This is a genomic window from Caballeronia sp. INML2 (genome assembly GCF_023631365.1).
GTDB classification, from domain to species: domain Bacteria; phylum Pseudomonadota; class Gammaproteobacteria; order Burkholderiales; family Burkholderiaceae; genus Caballeronia; species Caballeronia turbans.
The window spans coordinates 1-18,638 of the sequence record NZ_JALQDH010000010.1 but is presented as its reverse complement, the minus strand read 5'-3'; the positions used below and the strand labels follow the sequence as shown (position 1 = coordinate 18,638).

General features: G+C 63.4%; 17 protein-coding genes and 1 pseudogene. 11 read left to right on the top strand and 7 right to left on the bottom strand.

Going from position 1 to position 18,638, the window contains the following annotated elements:
• Position 1: 1 nt before the first annotated feature.
• Positions 2 to 457 (bottom strand): peptidylprolyl isomerase, encoded by a 456-nt coding sequence (locus tag NCT32_RS02910; RefSeq protein WP_061118766.1) that lies wholly within the window; start codon positions 455 to 457, stop codon positions 2 to 4.
• 204 nt (positions 458 to 661) lie between these two features.
• Here NCT32_RS02910 and radC point away from each other — a divergent pair, with 204 nt between their 5' ends.
• The 4 genes from radC to nadB all read left to right on the top strand — a co-directional run bounded on the left by radC (position 662) and on the right by nadB (position 3,865).
• Entirely contained in the window at positions 662 to 1,408 is a 747-nt protein-coding gene (radC, locus tag NCT32_RS02905; protein WP_061118765.1) for a RadC family protein, read from the top strand.
• 258 nt (positions 1,409 to 1,666) lie between these two features.
• On the top strand, positions 1,667 to 1,900 hold the full coding sequence (rpmB, locus tag NCT32_RS02900) for a 50S ribosomal protein L28 (protein ID WP_008351171.1): 234 nt from the start codon (positions 1,667 to 1,669) through the stop codon (positions 1,898 to 1,900).
• Positions 1,901 to 1,911: 11 nt separating this feature from the next.
• Entirely contained in the window at positions 1,912 to 2,079 is a 168-nt protein-coding gene (rpmG, locus tag NCT32_RS02895; protein WP_006478046.1) for a 50S ribosomal protein L33, read from the top strand.
• A 187-nt stretch (positions 2,080 to 2,266) separates the two neighbouring features.
• Complete coding sequence (nadB, locus tag NCT32_RS02890; protein WP_061118764.1) at positions 2,267 to 3,865, top strand: L-aspartate oxidase; 1,599 nt, start codon at positions 2,267 to 2,269, stop codon at positions 3,863 to 3,865.
• Here the strand turns inward: nadB and nadC are convergent.
• The 6 genes from nadC to purN all read right to left on the bottom strand — a co-directional run bounded on the left by nadC (position 3,862) and on the right by purN (position 10,746).
• On the bottom strand, positions 3,862 to 4,734 hold the full coding sequence (gene nadC / locus NCT32_RS02885) for a carboxylating nicotinate-nucleotide diphosphorylase (RefSeq protein WP_061118763.1): 873 nt from the start codon (positions 4,732 to 4,734) through the stop codon (positions 3,862 to 3,864). The genes nadB and nadC overlap by 4 nt on opposite strands.
• On the bottom strand, positions 4,734 to 5,861 hold the full coding sequence (gene nadA / locus NCT32_RS02880) for a quinolinate synthase NadA (RefSeq protein ID WP_250489881.1): 1,128 nt from the start codon (positions 5,859 to 5,861) through the stop codon (positions 4,734 to 4,736). Before nadA ends, nadC begins: the two co-directional genes overlap by 1 nt.
• A gap of 119 nt (positions 5,862 to 5,980) precedes the next feature.
• Positions 5,981 to 7,177 (bottom strand): acyl-CoA desaturase, encoded by a 1,197-nt coding sequence (locus NCT32_RS02875; RefSeq protein WP_061118761.1) that lies wholly within the window; start codon positions 7,175 to 7,177, stop codon positions 5,981 to 5,983.
• A 243-nt stretch (positions 7,178 to 7,420) separates the two neighbouring features.
• On the bottom strand, positions 7,421 to 8,785 hold the full coding sequence (locus NCT32_RS02870; protein ID WP_061118760.1) for a mechanosensitive ion channel family protein: 1,365 nt from the start codon (positions 8,783 to 8,785) through the stop codon (positions 7,421 to 7,423).
• 3 nt (positions 8,786 to 8,788) lie between these two features.
• Positions 8,789 to 10,087, bottom strand: a complete 1,299-nt coding sequence (locus tag NCT32_RS02865; RefSeq protein ID WP_250489880.1) for an RsmB/NOP family class I SAM-dependent RNA methyltransferase — start codon at positions 10,085 to 10,087, stop codon at positions 8,789 to 8,791.
• Positions 10,084 to 10,746: a phosphoribosylglycinamide formyltransferase gene (gene purN, locus NCT32_RS02860; protein ID WP_061118758.1), complete on the bottom strand. Its 663-nt coding sequence runs from the start codon at positions 10,744 to 10,746 to the stop codon at positions 10,084 to 10,086. Before purN ends, NCT32_RS02865 begins: the two co-directional genes overlap by 4 nt.
• 150 nt (positions 10,747 to 10,896) lie before the next feature.
• On the opposite strand from purN, the gene NCT32_RS02855 reads away from it, so the two are divergent.
• The 7 genes and pseudogenes from NCT32_RS02855 to NCT32_RS02825 all read left to right on the top strand — a co-directional run.
• Complete coding sequence (locus tag NCT32_RS02855) at positions 10,897 to 11,892, top strand: bifunctional riboflavin kinase/FAD synthetase (RefSeq protein ID WP_061118757.1); 996 nt, start codon at positions 10,897 to 10,899, stop codon at positions 11,890 to 11,892.
• Between the two features lie 92 nt (positions 11,893 to 11,984).
• The gene (gene ileS / locus NCT32_RS02850; protein WP_061118900.1) at positions 11,985 to 14,816 is read left to right on the top strand and encodes an isoleucine--tRNA ligase; all 2,832 of its coding nucleotides are present in this window, start codon (positions 11,985 to 11,987) and stop codon (positions 14,814 to 14,816) included.
• Positions 14,816 to 15,322: a signal peptidase II gene (lspA, locus tag NCT32_RS02845; RefSeq protein ID WP_061118756.1), complete on the top strand. Its 507-nt coding sequence runs from the start codon at positions 14,816 to 14,818 to the stop codon at positions 15,320 to 15,322. Before ileS ends, lspA begins: the two co-directional genes overlap by 1 nt.
• A complete protein-coding gene (gene coaBC, locus NCT32_RS02840; protein ID WP_061118755.1) occupies positions 15,322 to 16,584 on the top strand; it encodes a bifunctional phosphopantothenoylcysteine decarboxylase/phosphopantothenate--cysteine ligase CoaBC in 1,263 nt (420 codons plus the stop codon). Before lspA ends, coaBC begins: the two co-directional genes overlap by 1 nt.
• Positions 16,585 to 16,588: 4 nt before the next feature.
• Positions 16,589 to 17,590: an LLM class flavin-dependent oxidoreductase gene (locus tag NCT32_RS02835; protein WP_061118754.1), complete on the top strand. Its 1,002-nt coding sequence runs from the start codon at positions 16,589 to 16,591 to the stop codon at positions 17,588 to 17,590.
• An 11-nt stretch (positions 17,591 to 17,601) separates the two neighbouring features.
• Positions 17,602 to 18,048 carry a dUTP diphosphatase gene (dut, locus tag NCT32_RS02830; RefSeq protein ID WP_061118753.1) on the top strand — a complete coding sequence of 149 codons (447 nt, stop codon included), beginning with the start codon at positions 17,602 to 17,604 and terminating at the stop codon, positions 18,046 to 18,048.
• An 87-nt stretch (positions 18,049 to 18,135) separates the two neighbouring features.
• Positions 18,136 to 18,638: pseudogene (locus tag NCT32_RS02825) on the top strand (transposase); the annotation flags it as partial.

The window sequence follows — 18,638 nt, the reverse complement described above, 5'->3', positions numbered from 1 at the left end:
GTTACAGAATTCCGATGATTTTCACTTCGAAGACGAGCGCCTGGCCCGCGAGCGGGTGGTTGAAGTCGAACAGCGCCGCGGTCTCGCCGACTTCCTTCAGCACGCCCGCGTAGCGCCCGCCAGCCGGCGCGTTGAATTCGACGAGATCGCCGGGGGAAAAATCCTCGCCGATCATGCTGTTTTCGCGCAGCGTCGCGAGCGACACCCACTGGACCAGTTCCGGATTGCCCGGCCCGAACGCCTGATCGGGCGTTAGCTGAAAGGTCGAGTGGTGGCCGACCTTCAGGCCCAGCAAAATCTCTTCCAACGGCTCCGCGAGCTGACCTGCGCCGAGCAGGAGCGTCGCGGGCTTGTCCGTGAACGTGTTGACGATGTCAGCACCGTCGGCGAGCGCGAGCCGGTAGTGAAGCGTGACGTGCGAACCGGGTTTCACCTCGGAGATATCGATGATGCTCATGAGTATTGGATGTGGCCGTTCGTTTGAAGGCAGGGCGCGGGCCCGGCATGGGGCGGATCTTCCGCGCGAGGCAGCGAACCGCGCGGCGCCGGTGCGAACCGGACGCCAAAACCGCTATTGTAAGACAGAGTTGTGTCGTGACGCGTCACGCGGCGGTGTCCTGCGTGCGCTCGGCCGCGCGACAAGACGTCCCGGAGGGCCGCGATGAGCGCCGATCTGCGGCTCGTGAAGCCGCCCGCGGCACCCGACGAAAACATCGCGACGATTGCGCCCTTCATGTCGATCCGCAAGTGGGCGCGCGCCGACCGTCCGCGCGAACGCCTGCTCGATAGCGGCCCGGCGGCGCTGTCGGACGCGGAACTGTTCGCATTGTTCCTGCGCACCGGGGTGTCCGGCGTGACGGCGGTCGATGTGGCGCGCCAGCTTCTGCGGCGCTTCGGATCGCTGCGCGGCGTGCTGGACGCGTCGGCCGCGGAATTGCGCGAGCAGCATGGCATCGGGCCGGCTCGCGCGGCGACGCTACTCGCCGTGTCCGAACTGTGCCGGCGCGCGCTCGCGGAAAAAGCACGCGACCGCGAACTCCTGAACGCGCCGGGCGCGGTCGAGGACTATCTGCGGCTGTTGATCGGCACGCGGCCTTACGAAGTGTTCATCTGCCTGTATCTCGACGCGCGTCATCAGTTGCTGCTCGCCGAGGAGTCCGCGCGCGGCTCGCTCACGCGCGTCGCGGTCTATCCGCGCGAGATCGTTCGGCGCGCGCTCACTTTGAACGCGGCGGGGCTCATCGTCGCGCATAATCACCCGTCGGGCGGCGTCGAGCCGAGCGCGAACGACCGGCGGCTGACCAAGACGCTGCAGGACGCCTTGACGCTCATCGATGTGCGGCTGCTCGATCACATCGTCGTGGCCGCGAACGAGGTGTTCTCCTTCGCGCGGCACGGTTGGCTGTGAACGAAAGGGCCATAAATGGTTTGATATTTCAGCGTTTTTCCTGTTACAATCCGCGTTTGCTTTTCTCAACCCGCCTGTTCTGAGTAAAGTGTAAACTGCGGTGTGAACCGCAAGGTGCACTGGGCGCAGCCCTCATTGGCATAACCGTGCTGCCAAGTCCCCGATCGGCAAATTGGGCGATAAGAGGCATCGAACGGAAGCGAGTGCTTTCGTTTCGAGCGTTCGACTCAGACTTAACGTGTATTTAGGAGTGTCCTCATGGCACGCGTATGCCAAGTAACTGGGAAAGGCCCGATGTCGGGCAACAACGTTTCCCACGCAAACAACAAGACCAAGCGTCGTTTCCTGCCGAACCTGCAGAACCGCCGTTTCTTCGTTGAAAGTGAAAATCGCTGGGTCCGTCTGCGCGTTTCGAACGCCGGCCTGCGCCTGATCGACAAGAACGGTATTGACGCCGTGCTCGCAGACCTGCGCGCACGCGGTGAAATCTAAGGAGCACGCAAATGGCCAAGGGCGCACGCGACAAGATCAAGCTGGAATCGACCGCAGGCACGGGTCACTTCTACACGACGACCAAGAACAAGCGCAACATGCCGGAAAAGATGGCGATCAAGAAGTTCGATCCCGTCGTCCGCAAGCACGTTGAGTACAAGGAAACCAAGATCAAGTAACCCCTTGATTCGAGATTCCTGAACGAAGACAGCAAAAAGCCCCGCAAATGCGGGGCTTTCTGTTTTATGGCGCGCGCTTTCTCACGCGCTTTACACACGACCGTGCGGGGGTTTTCGCTGTCACTGAATGTTCATGCGGGTTATGCTTTCCGGCTATCGACGAGAACACGGACGGAGAACCGGCAGCATGAATTTCGATGTAGCGATCGTAGGGAGCGGACTCGCAGGTTTGAGCGTCGCGCTGAATCTGGCTGAGACGCGTCGCGTCGCGATCCTCGCAAAGCGCGGCGCGAGCGTCGGCGCGAGCGACTGGGCACAGGGCGGCATCGCGGCCGTACTGGATTCCGCCGACAGCGTCGACAACCACGTCGAGGATACGCTCGTAGCCGGCGGCGGCCTGTGCGACGAAGCCGCGACGCGCTTCATCGTCGAAAACGGGCGCGCGGCGATCGAATGGCTCATCGAGGAAGGCGTGCCCTTCACGCGCGACGTCTCAGCCGAACTCGGCTTTCATCTGACGCGGGAAGGCGGTCATAGTCACCGCCGGATCATCCACGCGGCGGACGCGACCGGCCACGCGGTCGTCACGACGCTCGGCGAACGTGTGCGCAACCATCCCAACATTACCGTTCTCGAAGATCATTACGCGATCGATCTGATCACGTCGGATCGTCTCGGGCTGCCCGGCCATCGCTGCCACGGACTTTACGCGCTCGATCTGAATACCGGCCGCACTGTCACCATTCAGGCGCCGCACACCGTCCTCGCGACGGGCGGCGCGGGCAAAGTCTATCTCTACACGACGAACCCCGACACCGCGACCGGCGACGGTATCGCAATGGCGTGGCGCGCGGGCTGCCGCGTCGCGAACATGGAATTCATCCAGTTCCATCCGACGTGCCTTTTTCACCCCTACGCGAAGTCGTTCCTCATCTCCGAGGCGGTGCGCGGCGAAGGCGGCCTCCTCCGCCTGCCCGATGGCACGCGCTTCATGCCCGCGCACGACGAGCGCGCCGAACTCGCGCCGCGGGATATCGTCGCGCGTGCGATCGATTTCGAAATCAAGAAGCGCGGCATCGACTGCGTGTATCTCGATATCAGCCACCAGCCGCGCGCGTTTCTCGAAGAGCACTTTCCGACGATCCTCGCGCGCTGCCGCGAATTCGGCATCGATATCGCGAAGGAGCCGATTCCGGTCGTGCCCGCCGCGCATTACACGTGCGGCGGCGTCGTCACCGATCTCGCGGGGCGCACGGATCGTCTCGGGCTGTATGCGGTCGGCGAGACGTCGTGCACGGGTCTGCACGGCGCGAACCGGCTCGCGAGTAATTCCCTGCTCGAGTGCCTCGTGATCGGTCGCGCGGCCGCGCAGGCGATCGAAGCTGACGGATTCTCCAACGGCTGTCACGCGGAATTACCCGACTGGGACGAAAGCCGCGTGTCCGATCCGGACGAGGAAGTCGTCGTCGCGCATAACTGGGATGAACTGCGACGCCTGATGTGGAACTACGTCGGCATCGTGCGCACGGACAAGCGCCTCGCGCGCGCGCAACATCGGCTTGCCATGCTGCGCGACGAGATCCACGAGTATTACGCGAACTTCAAGGTGAGCCGCGATCTGCTGGAATTACGCAATCTCGTTGATGTGGCGTCGCTGATCGTCGAAAGCGCGTGCTCCCGGCGCGAGAGCCGCGGCTTGCACTACAGCCGCGACTGGCCCGAGACTTTACCGAAGGCGCTGCCGACCGTGCTGATGCCGCCGGTCGCCCGCCGCACGAGTATTTAGAGCAGGCGCATCGAAAAATCGGTCGCGCGCACGTCCTTCGTGAGCGCGCCGATCGAGATGCGATCGACGCCGGCTTCCGCGATCGCGCGAACCGTGTCGAAGTTCACGCCGCCGGACACTTCGAGCAACGCGCGGCCCGCGGTGATGCGCACGGCATCGCGCATCATGTCCAGCGTGAAGTTGTCGAGCAGAATCGATTCGGCCCGGTGCGCCAGCGCCGTTTCGAGTTGCTCGAGTGTTTCCACTTCGATTTGAATCGGCACGCCCGCGTTCAGCGCGAGCGCCGCGTCCATCGCCGCGCCCACGCCGCCAGCGGCCGCGATGTGGTTTTCCTTGATCAAAATGCCGTCGTAGAGCGCGAGGCGCTGGTTCGCGCCGCCTCCCACGCGCACCGCATACTTCTGCGCGAGCCGCAGGCCCGGCAACGTCTTGCGCGTATCGAGGATGCGCGCGTGCGTGCCTTCGATCGCCTCGACGTACCGGCGCGTCGCGGTCGCGACGCCCGACAGCAATTGCAGAAAATTGAGACCGTTGCGCTCCGCCGTCAGCAGCGAGCGCGCGGGACCGTTCAGCAGCACGACGGGCGAATTCGCCGTCATGCGATCGCCTTCGCGATACTGCCATTCGACTTCGATCGACGGATCGACGCGACGCATCACTTCATCGAACCACGGCACGCCGCACAACACCGCTTCCTCGCGCACGATGATGCGCGCGGTGCGTCGCGCGTCCGCGGGCACGAGACGGCCGGTGTGATCGCCGGCGCCGACGTCTTCGTCGAGCGCATCGACGACATTGCGCGCGAGCGCCGTGTCGAACGCTTCGCCGTATTGGGCGCGGACTTCGTCAAAAACGGGCGAAAAAGCCATCACGCCGCTCCCACATTCGTGAACAGGGACGTATCTTTCGCCAGATCGCCGCTCGCTTGCACGCGCTGCTTATGACGCGCGGCGAAGTCGAGCATGCGGTCGATCGGCACGCGCGCGCGCAATCCGATAGCCGGATCGACGTGGATCTCGTTGTGACCGCGTTCCAGGACATCGGCGAGGTTTGCCAGGCCGTTCATCGCCATCCACGGGCAGTGCGCGCAGCTCTTGCAGGTCGCGCTGTTGCCGGCGGTCGGCGCTTCGATGAACGTCTTGCCCGGCGCGGCCAGCCGCATCTTGTGCAGGATGCCGAGATCCGTCGCGACGATGAAGCGCTTCGCGTCGAGCTTCACGGCGGCGTCGATCAATTGCGTGGTCGAGCCGACGACATCCGCAAGCACCACGACGCCTTCCGGCGATTCCGGATGCACGAGGATCTTCGCGTCGGGGTATTCATTACGCAGCAGGTCGAGCTCGATACCCTTGAACTCGTCATGGACGAGACACGAGCCTTGCCACAACAGCATGTCCGCGCCGGTCTTCTTCTGGATGTAACTGCCGAGGTGACGGTCTGGCGCCCACAGGATTTTTTGGCCGCGCGCGTGAAGATCGGCGACGATTTCGAGCCCGATCGACGACGTCACCATCCAGTCCGCACGCGCCTTCACGGCCGCACTCGTGTTCGCATACACAACGACGGTTCGATCGGGATGCGCGTCGCAGAGGGCGGAAAACTCGTCGGCGGGGCAGCCGAGATCGAGCGAGCAAGTCGCGTCGAGATCGGGCATCAACACGCGTTTGCCCGGGCTGAGGATCTTGGCGGTCTCGCCCATGAAGCGCACTCCCGCGACGACCAGCGTCTTCGCTGCATGGTCACGCCCGAAGCGCGCCATTTCGAGCGAATCGGCGACGCAGCCGCCGGTTTCGTCGGCGAGTTCCTGCAGTTCGGCATCGACATAATAATGCGCGACCAGAACCGCCTCTTCCCGCCGCAGCAGCGCGCGAATGCGTTCCTTCAGCTCGCGCCGCTTTTCGGCCGATGGTGCGTCCGGCACTCGCGCCCACGCCTCGCCCACCCCACAAGTCAGGCCTTGCGGCCGGTCGTACTCGACGCTTCTGATCGCTTCCATGTCTCCTGTCCCCACTTGCAACTCAAGCAAAACGAAATGCGAAAATCGGCCGCCCAAAAACAAAGACCCCGCCAGAGCGGGGTCTTGTGACGTTCATAAATTTTAACGGATATCGCGCCTCAGGCGTAGCGGCGCAGACGCAAAGCGAAGTCCTGCAGCGCCTTGATGCCGCTCTCTTCCGCGCGATGGCACCAGTCCTGCAACTGCGTCACCAGTTGCTCGCGCGACGCATTGGAGCGATCCCACATGGCCGACAAGTCCTTGCGCAGTTCGATGAACGTGCGCAGTTTCTGGTTATCCGACGTCAGTTCCGGAAGTTGCTTGAGCTGCGGCTCGTCCAAGCCGTCCTCTTCCTTGTGGAACCACTTGCGCGCGCCGCGCATCAACTGATACTTCTCGCGCGCGCCGGCTTCCTTCAGCTTCGTCAGTTCTTGCGCGTAGGCGCGCTTGAGCGCCTTGCCGTAACGCGCCATCACTTCGTAACGGTTCGACAGCACGGCCTGCAACGTGTCCTGATCAACGACTGCCTTGCTCGCCGCGAGCTTCGGGGTGGGCGCGACCTTCTTCACCTTCGCGAGGCCGACCATGGACATCAGGCGGATATACATCCAGCCGATGTCGAACTCGTACCACTTGCTCGACAGCTTCGCGGAGGTCGCGAACGTGTGGTGATTGTTATGCAGCTCTTCGCCGCCAATCAAAATGCCGAGCGGGAAGATGTTCGTCGACGCATCCGCCGAGTTGAAGTTGCGATAGCCCCAGAAGTGAGCGAGACCGTTGACGACGCCGGCCGCCCAGAACGGAATCCAGATCATCTGCACGGCCCACACCGACAGACCGACGATGCCGAACAGCGCGACGTCGATGACCATCATGATGCTGATGCCGAGAATCGGATAACGCGTGTAGACGTTGCGTTCGATCCAGTCGTTCGGCGTGCCGTGACTGAACTTGCGCATGGTTTCTTCATTCTTCGCTTCGGTGCGATAGAGCTCCGCGCCCTCGAGCAGCACCTTCCAGATGCCGCGCGTCTGCGGGCTGTGCGGATCTTCCTCGGTCTCGCATTTCGCGTGATGCTTGCGGTGGATCGCCGCCCACTGGCCGGTCAGCATGCCCGTGGTCATCCACAGCCAGAAGCGGAAGAAGTGGCTCGCAACGGGATGCAGATCCAGCGCGCGGTGCGCCTGGCAACGGTGCAGATAGATCGTGACGCCGGCGATCGTGACGTGCGTCATCGCAAGCGTGAACAGCAGAATCTGCCACCAGGAAAAGTCCAGCAATCCGTTGGCGAGAAATTCGAGAGAAGAATTCAGCAAGGCGGTTTACCTGTATAGCTGTGAAATTCGGGAAAAATGGCCAGTCAAAACTGACTTCGAGCAACTTGTTGTGCACGTGAAAGGAACGTGCGCAGGTTCGATCGCATTTTACTGCATGCGTTCCAAGTCTTTGTCCTAAAGGTGAAATTTTTTGAATCGTACCGAAACAAGGGAAAACTCACGCCCCGAATTGGTGTTGATTCATCGGGCAAATCGAGGGATCGCAACTCTGCCGATCGGCATTCAGGCGACAGGTGCAGCGCCTTGGTCGCCTCGTTCGGCATTTAGTACCGATTTGCTGCTCACCGTACCGGCATCGCCGAGAATTCTTATGTCGCGCTGCGCGTAAGGGATTTCAATGCCATGCTCGCAGAATAACCGCCAAACAGCGCGATTGACCTGCGACTTGACGCCGCCCGTGCCCTTCGCGGCCTCCTCGATCCAGAAACTCAGTTCGAGATTAATCCCGTCCGCGCCAAAACTCGACAGCAGCGCAGCGGGCGCCGGGTCTTGCAGCACGCGCTCCACGCCCTGCGTCGCCTCGACGAGCAGTTGCATCGCGCGCTCGACATCGCACCGGTAGCTCACCTGCACCGCAATCTTCGCGTTGCCGCGTGTAAGGAACGACGAATGGTTCTGAACCACGTCGGTGATGAGCTTTTCGTTCGGAATCAATGTTTCGATGCCGTCCAGCCCACGCACGACCGTGTAGCGCGTGCGAATCTGCGTGACCGTGCCCTGATTTCCGCTCACATTGATCATGTCACCTAGCCGCAAGGAACGGTCCAGCAGAATGATGAAGCCCGACACATAATTGCTCGCGATTTTCTGCAAGCCGAAACCGAGCCCAACGCCGAGCGCCCCGCCGAACACGCCGAGCACCGTGATGTCGATTCCGACGATGGACAGGCTCACCAGAATCGCAGCGAGAATCATCAGCGCCCGGCCGACGCGCGCGAGCACCACTTTGAGATTCGCGTCGAGCGAGCGCGCGCGCATCAGGCGATCGTCGAGCAGCGCGCCCGCCCACATCGCGACGATCAGCGTCACGCACACCCACAGCACGCCGGAGGCGAGCGAGAGCAGCGTCATGTGCGCGTTCGCGAAATTGAAGCGCACGCTCGCCATCCAGTGCACGACATCGTCCTGGATGCCCATCACGGTGAGCACCATCGCTATCCAGACGATCACCGTCACGAGCTTCTCGAACAGATAGAGCAGCGCGTTCGCCTCGTGCTCCGTCTGGCCGCGGCTGAACACGCGCCGCGCGACATAGAACATCGTATAGATGACGGTGATGCCGCATAGCGGCACGAGCGAGAGACGCAGGAACGACGTATGGATGAACGGCGCCAGCACGACCTGGGCGATCGACACGAAAACCGTGCCAAGCAACGGGAACAGCGCCTTGTTGAGACTTTCCGCGCCGAAACGAACGGCTTCGAATCGCGCCTGGCGGCGCGCATCCAGCTTCTTGCGAAGCAGACGCGCGCACCACCAGGCGACTACGAGCAGACCGAGCAGAACCGCCACCTGCCAGATCACTTCCGGCTCGCCGAAATCGCGGAAGAGCCGCGCGGAGAGTTCGCTCAGGAAGTGGTTCTGCATTGCTTAGGCAGTTTCTTCAGCCGCCTTCGGCGCCTTCGCGGCGTCGGGCACGCGCTCCAGCACGGCCGCGAAGAAGCCGTCCGTGCCATGCTTGTGCGGCCAGAGCGACAAATACTCGCCGGTATCCAGATCGATGCGCTGTTCCGCCAGCACGTCGCGCGCCGGCACGACGCGGAAGTTCGGATGCGCTTCGAGGAACTGCTTCACGACGCTTTCGTTTTCAGCTTCGAGCATCGAGCACGTCGCGTAGACGAGACGGCCGCCGGTCTTCACGAGGCGCGCCGCGCTCGTCAGGATCGAGAGCTGTTTGGGCATGAGCTCGGCGACGGTCGCGGGCGACTGGCGCCACTTCAGGTCGGGATTGCGACGCAAGGTGCCGAGGCCGGAGCACGGCGCATCGACGAGCACGCGATCGATCTTGCCCGCGAGACGCTTGATCTTCGCGTCATGCTCGCTGTCGATCAACACCGGATTGACGTTCGACAGACCGCTGCGCGCGAGACGCGGCTTAAGCTTGGCGAGCCGGCGATCGGACACGTCAAAGGCGTAGAGACGGCCGGTCGAACGCATCATCGCCCCGAGCGCGAGCGTCTTGCCGCCCGCGCCCGCGCAAAAGTCGACGATCATCTCGCCACGGCGCGGGGCCATCAGCGAGCAGAGCAACTGGCTGCCTTCGTCCTGCACCTCGATCCAGCCTTCCTGGAACGGCGCGAGACGCGTGAGCGCGGGCTTGCCGTCCACGCGGATGCCGAACGGCGCGAATGGCATTTCGCCCGCGTCGATGCCCGCCTCGGTCAGCGCCTTCAGCGCGATTTCGCGGCTCGCCTTGATCGGATTCACGCGCAGATCGAGCGGGGCGGGATAGTTCAGCGCGGCGGCAAGCTGCGCGAGTTCCTCGGGCGCGAAGCGCTTGGCCATCGCGTCGAAGATCCACTGCGGCAGGTTCGTGCGCACGCGCACCGGCAGGCTCGCCGGATCGATCTTCGAGACTTGCGCGAGCCATTGATACTCGTCCGCCGATACGAACGGCTTCAGCGCATTCAGGCCGGCGGTTTGCATCAGCCCGAGCAGCGCGAGGCGGCGCGCCTGGTTGCCGCTGCCGCTTTCCGCCAGGTGAGAAAACTCCATCTTCCGGCGCAGCACGGCGAAGACAGCTTCGGCGATCACGCCGCGCTCGCCATGTCCGAGCTTCGGATGGGCGCGAAAGAAGCGGCTCGTCGCGGCATCGGCGGGGCCGGAAAAGCGCAGCACATCCGCGAGCAGCGTTTCGGTTTGACCAATCAGAAATCCATGCAGCCTCATACGCCCTCCCCGGCAATGTCGGCAAAGAGCCATTGCGGCTCAGACGGCGTGAGCACCACACGCCCATCCTGGCGCTCCCCTTCGATAGAAAGACGCCCTTCGATAAACCAGCGCACCGCGCGCGGATAGATGTCGTGCTCGACCTTCAGCACGCGCGCGGCGAGCGCCGCGGCATCGTCGCCGGCGACGACGGGCACCGCTGCTTGCGCGACGATCGGCCCGTGATCGAGCGTCGGCGTCACGAAATGCACGCTCGCGCCGTGCACGCGCACGCCGGCGTCGAGCGCCTGCTGATGCGTGCGCAAGCCCGGAAAACTCGGCAGGAGCGATGGATGGATGTTGAGCATGCGCCCCGCGTATTTCGCGACGAAGGCGTCGGTCAGCACGCGCATGAAGCCCGCCAGCACGACGAGATCGGGCTCGAAGCGATCGATCTCATGCGCAAGCGCGGCATCGAACGATTCGCGAGCGTCGAACCGACGATGATCCACCACCTTTGTTTCGATGCCGTTCGCGGCCGCAAAGCCTAATCCGGCGGCATCGGGCCGGTTGGAAATGACCGCGCAGATGCGGGCCGGCCAGCCTTCGCGCGCGCACGCACGCACGACGGCCTCCATGTTGCTCCCGCGTCCGGAGATCAGAATGACGATTTTTTTCATCCGCGGATTTTATCATTCGGACGGTGCGAGAATCGTGCCAAACTGGGTCGGTCAGGCGTCGAGCCGGGCCGCTCGCGCCCGTCGTCCCGTGCGAGCGTTTATAATCTAACGCTTTGCAGCATCAGCCCCTCCCATCGACCATCGCCTATCGTGAGAGTCTTTCGCGGCCTCCCCAATGCCGAAAGCCGGGCGCCCTGCGCACTGACCATCGGCAATTTCGACGGTGTCCATCGCGGTCACCAGGCGCTGCTCGCGCACGTGCGGGCGGCCGCCGATGCGCGCGGCCTGCCGGTCTGCGTGATGACCTTCGAGCCGCATCCGCGCGAGTTCTTCAATCCGGCGGGCGCGCCGCCGCGCATCGCGATGCTGCGCGACAAGCTCGAAGCATTGCGCACCAACGGCGTCGACCGCGTGGTGGTCGAGCATTTCAACAAGACGTTCGCCGGACAATCGCCTGATACGTTCGTGAAGAATGTCATCGTCGATGGCCTGCATGCGCGCTGGGTCATGGTCGGCGACGACTTCTGCTACGGCGCCAAACGCGCGGGCAATTTCGATTCACTCAAAGCCGCCGGCGACAAGTACGGCTTCGAAGTCGAGCAGATGGCCACGGTCGCGCATCCGAACGGCGCGCGCATTTCATCGTCGTCGGTGCGCACGTCGCTCGTCGCGGGCGATCTCGACGCCGCGCAGGTCGCCCTCGGGCGGCCGTACATCATCAGCGGGCACGTCGTGCACGGCGCGAAGCTCGGCCGCGATCTCGGCTTTCCGACGCTGAATCTGCCGATCGCGCACAAACGGCCGGCGCTCGCGGGCATTTTCGTGGTGCGCGTGCACGGCCTCGCCGATGAACCGCTGGCCGCGGTCGCGAGCCTCGGCCTGCGTCCGACCGTCGACGACTCCGGCCGCGTGCTGCTCGAAGTCTTCGTGCTCGACTGGCACGGCGACGCGTACGGCAAGCTCGTGCGGGTCGAATTCCTGAAGAAGCTGCGCGACGAAGAGAAATACGTCGACCTAGAGAAGCTGTCCGCCGCGATCGCGAAGGATGTCGACAACGCGCGCGCGTACTTCGGCCTTCCGCCCGCAAGCAACGCCGGCAGCCGTGCCACGGGCTTTGCCATTTCGGCGACCGACCGAATTAGGTGAGCGCGCGGCGCATCATGCGCCGCCCGCTGCCCCGCCTCCGAATCATCGCGCGCCAAGACAAGCGCCGTCTCACCGAATTCACCGAGTCATTCATGAGCGACAAGAAAGAGAAAGCCTCTTCGAAGTATCCCGTCAACCTGCTCGACACGCCCTTCCCGATGCGCGGCGACCTGCCCAAGCGCGAACCCGCGTGGGTCAAGGAATGGCAGGACAACAAGATCTACGAGAAGATCCGCGCCGCCTCCAAGGGCCGCAAGAAGTTCATCCTGCACGACGGCCCGCCATACGCGAACGGCGACATCCACCTGGGGCACGCGGTCAACAAGATCCTGAAGGACATGATCGTCAAGGCGCGCAATCTCGCCGGCTTCGACGCGGTCTACGTGCCGGGCTGGGATTGCCATGGCATGCCGATTGAAATCCAGATCGAAAAGCAGTTCGGCAAGTCGCTGCCCGCCGCTGAAGTGATGCAAAAGGCGCGCGCCTATGCGGGCGAGCAGATCGAGAAGCAGAAGGCCGGCTTCCGGCGTCTCGGCGTTCTGGGCGACTGGGACAATCCGTACAAGACGATGAACTTCGCCAACGAGGCGGGCGAAATCCGCGCGCTCGGCAAGATCATGGAGAAAGGCTTCGTGTTCCGCGGCCTGAAGCCGGTGAACTGGTGCTTCGATTGCGGCTCCGCGCTCGCCGAGGCGGAAGTCGAATACAAGGACAAGACCGATCCGACCATCGACGTCATGTTCGCCTTCGCCGAGCCGGAGAAGACCGCGCAGGCGTTCGGCCTGAACGCGCTGCCGAAAGCGGAAGGCGGCATCGTCATCTGGACGACGACGCCCTGGACCATTCCCGCCAACCAGGCGTTGAACGTGCATCCGGAGATTGTCTACGCGCTCGTCGATACGTCGCGCGGCTTGCTGATCCTCGCGCAAGAACGCGTCGAAGCGTGCCTGGAGAACTACGGCCTGACGGGCGAAATCATCGCGACGGCGACCGGCGAACAGCTCGCCAACCTGCGCTTCCATCATCCGCTCGCGGCCGCGCACCCGGGTTACAAGCGCACCGCGCCCGTCTATCTCGGCGACTACGTGACGACCGAAAGCGGTACGGGCATCGTGCACTCGTCGCCGGCGTATGGCGTCGAAGACTTCGTGTCGTGCAAGGCGCACGGCATGGCGGATGCCGACATCATCAACCCGGTGATGGGCGATGGCCGCTATATCGAATCGCTGCCGCTTTTCGGCGGGCTGTCGATCTGGAAAGCGAATCCGCAGATCGTCGAAGCGCTCCAAGGCGCGGGCTCGCTGCTCAAGAGCGAGAAGTACACGCACAGCTACATGCACTGCTGGCGCCACAAGACGCCGATCATCTATCGCGCTACATCGCAATGGTTCGCGGGCATGGATGTCACGCCCAAGGACGGCGGCAAGACGCTGCGCGAGACCGCGCTCGAAGGCGTCGAGAACACCGCGTTCTACCCGTCGTGGGGTAAGCAGCGTCTGTACAGCATGATCGCGAACCGTCCGGACTGGACGCTCTCGCGCCAGCGCCAATGGGGCGTGCCGATGGCGTTCTTCGTGCACAAGGAGACAGGCGAGCTGCATCCGCGCACGCTGGAGCTACTCGAGGAAGTGGCGAAGCGCGTCGAGGAAGGCGGCATCGAGACGTGGCAATCGCTCGATCCCCGAGAACTGATCGGCGACGACGCCAACATGTACGAGAAGAACCGCGACACGCTCGACGTGTGGTTCGACTCCGGCACGACGCACTGGCACGTGCTGCGCGGTTCGCACAAGGATTCGCTGCAATTCCCGGCCGACCTCTATCTCGAAGGCTCGGATCAGCATCGCGGCTGGTTCCATTCGTCGCTGCTCACGGCTTCGATGCTCGACGGCCGTCCGCCCTACGACGCGCTGCTCACGCACGGCTTCACCGTCGATGGCGAAGGCCGCAAGATGTCGAAGTCGCTCGGCAACGGCATCGATCCGCATGAGGTGTCCAATCGCCTCGGCGCGGAAATCATCCGCTTGTGGATCGCGTCGACGGACTATTCCGGCGAACTCGCGATCTCCGAAGAGATCCTGAAGCGCGTAACGGAAACGTATCGCCGTATCCGCAACACGTTGCGCTTCCTGCTCGCAAACCTGTCGGACTTCGACTTCGCGAAAGACGCGGTGCCGGTGGAAAACTGGCTCGAAATCGATCGCTATGCGGTCGCACTCACGCACAACCTTCAGGACGACGCGCTCTCGCATTACGAGAAGTACGAGTTTCATCCAGTCGTCGCGAAGATCGCTACGTTCTGCTCGGAAGACCTCGGCGGCTTCTATCTCGACGTGTTGAAGGACCGTCTCTACACGACGAAGGCCGATTCGCGCGAGCGCCGCAGTGCGCAGACGGCGTTGTATTACGTCGCGCATGGCCTGCTGCGCCTGGTCGCGCCGTATCTTTCGTTCACGGCGGAAGAAGCGTACAAGGTGCTCAAGCCCGGTCAGGACACGATCTTCAATGAAGTCTTCGCGACGTATCCGGACATCGCGAACGGCGGCGAACTGCTCGACAAGTGGACGCTCATCCGCCATGCGCGCGGCGACGTGACGAAGGCGCTGGAAGAAGCGCGCACGGCGAACCAGATCGGCTCGTCGCTGCAAGCCGAAGTGACGGTCCGCGCGAGCGGCGCGCGTTACGACGCACTTGCAAGCCTCGGCGATGCGCTGCGCTTCGTGCTCATCACGTCATCGGCTCGACTGGAAAAGGTCGCGGGCGAAGCGGAAGAAGGCGTCGATGTCACGGCATCGAGCTACATGAAGTGCGAGCGGTGCTGGCACTACTGCGCGGACGTCGGCTCGCACGCGGACCATCCGGGTCTGTGCGGCCGCTGCTTCTCCAATCTCTTCGGCGCCGGTGAAACGCGAGGCGCAGCATAATGGCTCGAACGATGGCGAAACAAACTTCCAGCAGTGGATCGCTTGCGCCGTGGCTCGGCGTTGCGCTCATCGTGATCCTGTTCGACCAGTTGACGAAGATCGCCGTGCAGCGCGTGTTCGCCTACGGCGAACCTCACGCGCTCACGCCTTTCTTCAACCTGCTGCTCGTCTACAACCGCGGCGCGGCGTTCAGCTTCCTCGCGATGGCGGGCGGCTGGCAGCGCTGGGCGTTCACGGCGCTGGGCGTCGTCGCGGCAATCGTGATTTGCTATCTGCTCAAGAGGCATTCGGGGCAGCGGCTCTTCTGCACGGCGCTCGCGCTCATCATGGGCGGCGCGATCGGCAACGTGATCGACCGGATCGCGTACGGGCACGTCATCGACTTTCTGGATTTTCACGTGAAAGCGTGGCACTGGCCGGCGTTCAATCTCGCCGATAGCGCCATTACCATCGGCGCGGTGTTGCTGGTGTTCGACGAACTGCGGCGCGTGCGCGGTTCGCGTTGATGTTCACGTGCGGCTCCTTCCTCGGAGCCGTGTTCTTTTGCGATGGAGGCAAATTGGAACTCGCGGGCAAACATCTCGTTCTAGGTCTGACCGGCGGCATCGCCTGTTACAAGATCGCCGAACTTACGCGCTTGCTCATCAGGGCCGGCGCGACCGTGCAGATCGTGATGACGGAAGCGGCCACGCAGTTCATCACACCCGTGACGATGCAGGCGCTTTCGGGCCGTCCCGTCTACACGTCGCAGTGGGATGCGCGCATGCCGAACAACATGCCGCATATCGATCTCTCGCGCGAGGCGGATGCCATCGTCATCGCGCCCGCCTCCACCGACTTTCTCGCAAAACTCGCGCACGGCATGTGCGACGACCTGCTCTCGACGCTATGCATCGCGCGCGACTGTCCACTGCTCGTGGTTCCGGCGATGAACCGGCAAATGTGGCAGAACCCGGCGACCCAACGCAACGTCGCGCAGCTTCGCGCTGACGGCGTCGAAGTTCTCGGACCGGATTCGGGTTCGCAGGCGTGCGGCGAAGTCGGCGACGGCCGCATGATCGAGCCGGAAGCCGCGTTCGAAGCGATCTGCGCGTTCTTCCAGCCGAAAATTCTGCGCGGCCAGCGCGTGCTCATCACGGCGGGCCCGACTTTCGAGCCGCTCGATCCGGTGCGCGGCATCACCAATCGTTCGTCGGGCAAGATGGGCTTCGCGCTCGCGCGCGCGGCAGCGCAGGCAGGCGCGGACGTGCATCTCGTCGCCGGTCCGGTGTCGTTGCCGACGCCGTGGGGCGTGTATCGCGAGGACGTGCAGACCGCGCAACAGATGCACGACGCCGTCATGGCCGCGACGCCTGACGCGGACATCTTCATCGCGGTGGCGGCAGTCGCGGACTGGCGCGTGGATCATGTCAGCGAGCAAAAGATCAAGAAAACTGCGGACGCGATGCCCACGTTCAACTTCGTCGAGAATCCGGACATTCTCGCGACGGTGGCAAAGCAGCCGAATCCGCCCTACTGCGTCGGCTTCGCGGCCGAAAGCGGCGATCTCGAGGTCCACGGCGCCCAGAAGCGCGAGCGCAAGGGCGTGCCGCTGCTCATTGGAAATATCGGACAGCTGACGTTCGGTCAGGACGACAACGAAGTCGTTCTTTTCGAAGAGCGCGGCACGACGCCGCTGCCGCGCGCCGGCAAGCAGGCACTCGCGCGCACGCTGATCGCGGAAATCGCAAAGCGCGCGCCGAAAGCCGGCGGCCAGCTGCTGTCCTGACACGATGACAAAGCTCTCCGTTCTCGATCAGACGCCGGTCATCCACGGCCACAGCGCCGCCGACGCCATCGCGGCGACGCTCGATCTCGCGCAGCTCGCCGACGATCTCGGCTACACGCGCTACTGGTGCGCGGAGCATCACGGCCTGCACGGCGTGTCGAATCCGTGTCCCGAAGTGATGCTCGCGCGCATCGGTAGTCTCACGAAGCGCATCCGCATTGGTTCGGGCGGCGTGATGCTGCCGTATTACTCGTCGTTCAAGATCGCCGAGCAATTCCTGATGCTCGAAGCGCTGTTCCCGAATCGCGTGGATCTCGGCGTCGGTCGCGCACCCGGCGGCGACATGCGAACGGCGCAGGCGGTCGCGGCAGGTTCGTACAATCGTGGCGATATCTTTCCGCAGCAAGTCGCCGAGCTGATCGCCCTCTTCAGCGGCAACATTCCCGACGATTCGCTCGCCAAAGGCGTCCTGCTGCAACCGCAGATCGACACGCGTCCCGAACTGTGGATGCTCGGCTCGAGCGATTTCGGCGGCTTGCTTGCCGCGCAGCTCGGCGTTCGGTTCGCGTTCGCGCATTTCATCAACGCGCAATATGGCGATCGCGTGGCGCAGGCGTATCGCGAGCGCTTCACGCCGGGTCACGAGGAGAAGCCTTATCTCGCCGCCGCCGTGTTCGTGATTTGCGCCGATACGGATCGCGAAGCCGAAGCGCTCGAGCGCGCGGTCGACCTGCGCCGCGTGCAGATGGCGTACGGGCTCAATCAGCCGATTCCATCGATCGCACAAGGCATCTCGCAGGTCTACGGAGAGCGCGAGCTCGCGGTGATCGCGCATGAGAAAGCGCGCAGCATCATCGGCACGCCGGAACGTGTGACGGAAAAACTGCAAGCGCTGCAGGAACAATTCAACGCCGACGAATTGATCGTTCTGACGGTCTCCGGCAGCTACGCCGCACGCACGCGGTCCTATCAACTTTTGGCCGACGCCTTCGAGCTCGGCCGCTGAAGCCTCGATCCATGAAACTCGACGTCAAGATTCTCGACGCGCGCATGCGCGACTTCATGCCCGCCTACGCCACGCCCGGCAGCGCGGGGCTCGATCTGCGTGCGTGTCTCGATGCGCCGCTCGTCATCGAGCCGCACCAGACCGTGCTCGTGCCGACCGGCCTCGCCATTCATCTCGCCGATCCCGGCTACGCCGCGATGATCCTGCCGCGCTCGGGCCTCGGCCACAAGCATGGCATCGTGCTCGGCAATCTCGTCGGGCTGATCGATTCCGATTATCAAGGCCAACTGATGGTCTCGACATGGAATCGCGGCGACACCGCGTTCACGCTCAACCCGATGGAGCGTCTTGCGCAGATGGTGATCGTGCCCGTCGTGCAGGCGGCGTTCAATATCGTCGAGGACTTCGAGGAGAGCGAGCGCGGCGCGGGCGGTTTCGGGAGCACGGGCAAGCATTGAGCTTTCCCAGCTCAAAAAAAACGGCGCGGTCGAACTGAACTGCACCCCAAAAGTTGGATACCGATCCAACCTTTGGGGGTGTTTTTCATGGCGAAGTACAGCGAGCGATTCAGAAGACGGGTTGTCGAGGAATATCTTGCCGGCGAAAGCGGCTACAGGGCATTGGGGGCGCGTTACGGAGTGGGCTTCTCGATGGTTCGCCGCTGGGTGGCAAGCTATCGTGTGCATGGGGTTGCGGGGCTGCGCAAGAAATACAGCCATTACGATGCGCAGTTCAAGTTGTCGGTGCTGGAACGGATGTGGCAGGACGAGTTGTCGTACACCCAGGTGACGGCGCTGTTCGATCTGCGTAACCCGCGTGGCGTCGCGACGTGGGAGCGCCTGTATCATGAGGGCGGTATAGATGCCTTGGCGCCCCGTCCGCGGGGGCGTTGCCCAAAGATGAAAGCTACCCAGCCCGACAAGCCTGCCGAAGGCAAAACGCCAGAGGCGCGCACGCGCGAAGAACTGCTCAAGGAGAACGAATACCTGCGCGCGGAGGTGGCGTACCTAAAAAAGCTCGATGCGCTGCTCAAGGAGAAAGCGCGGGC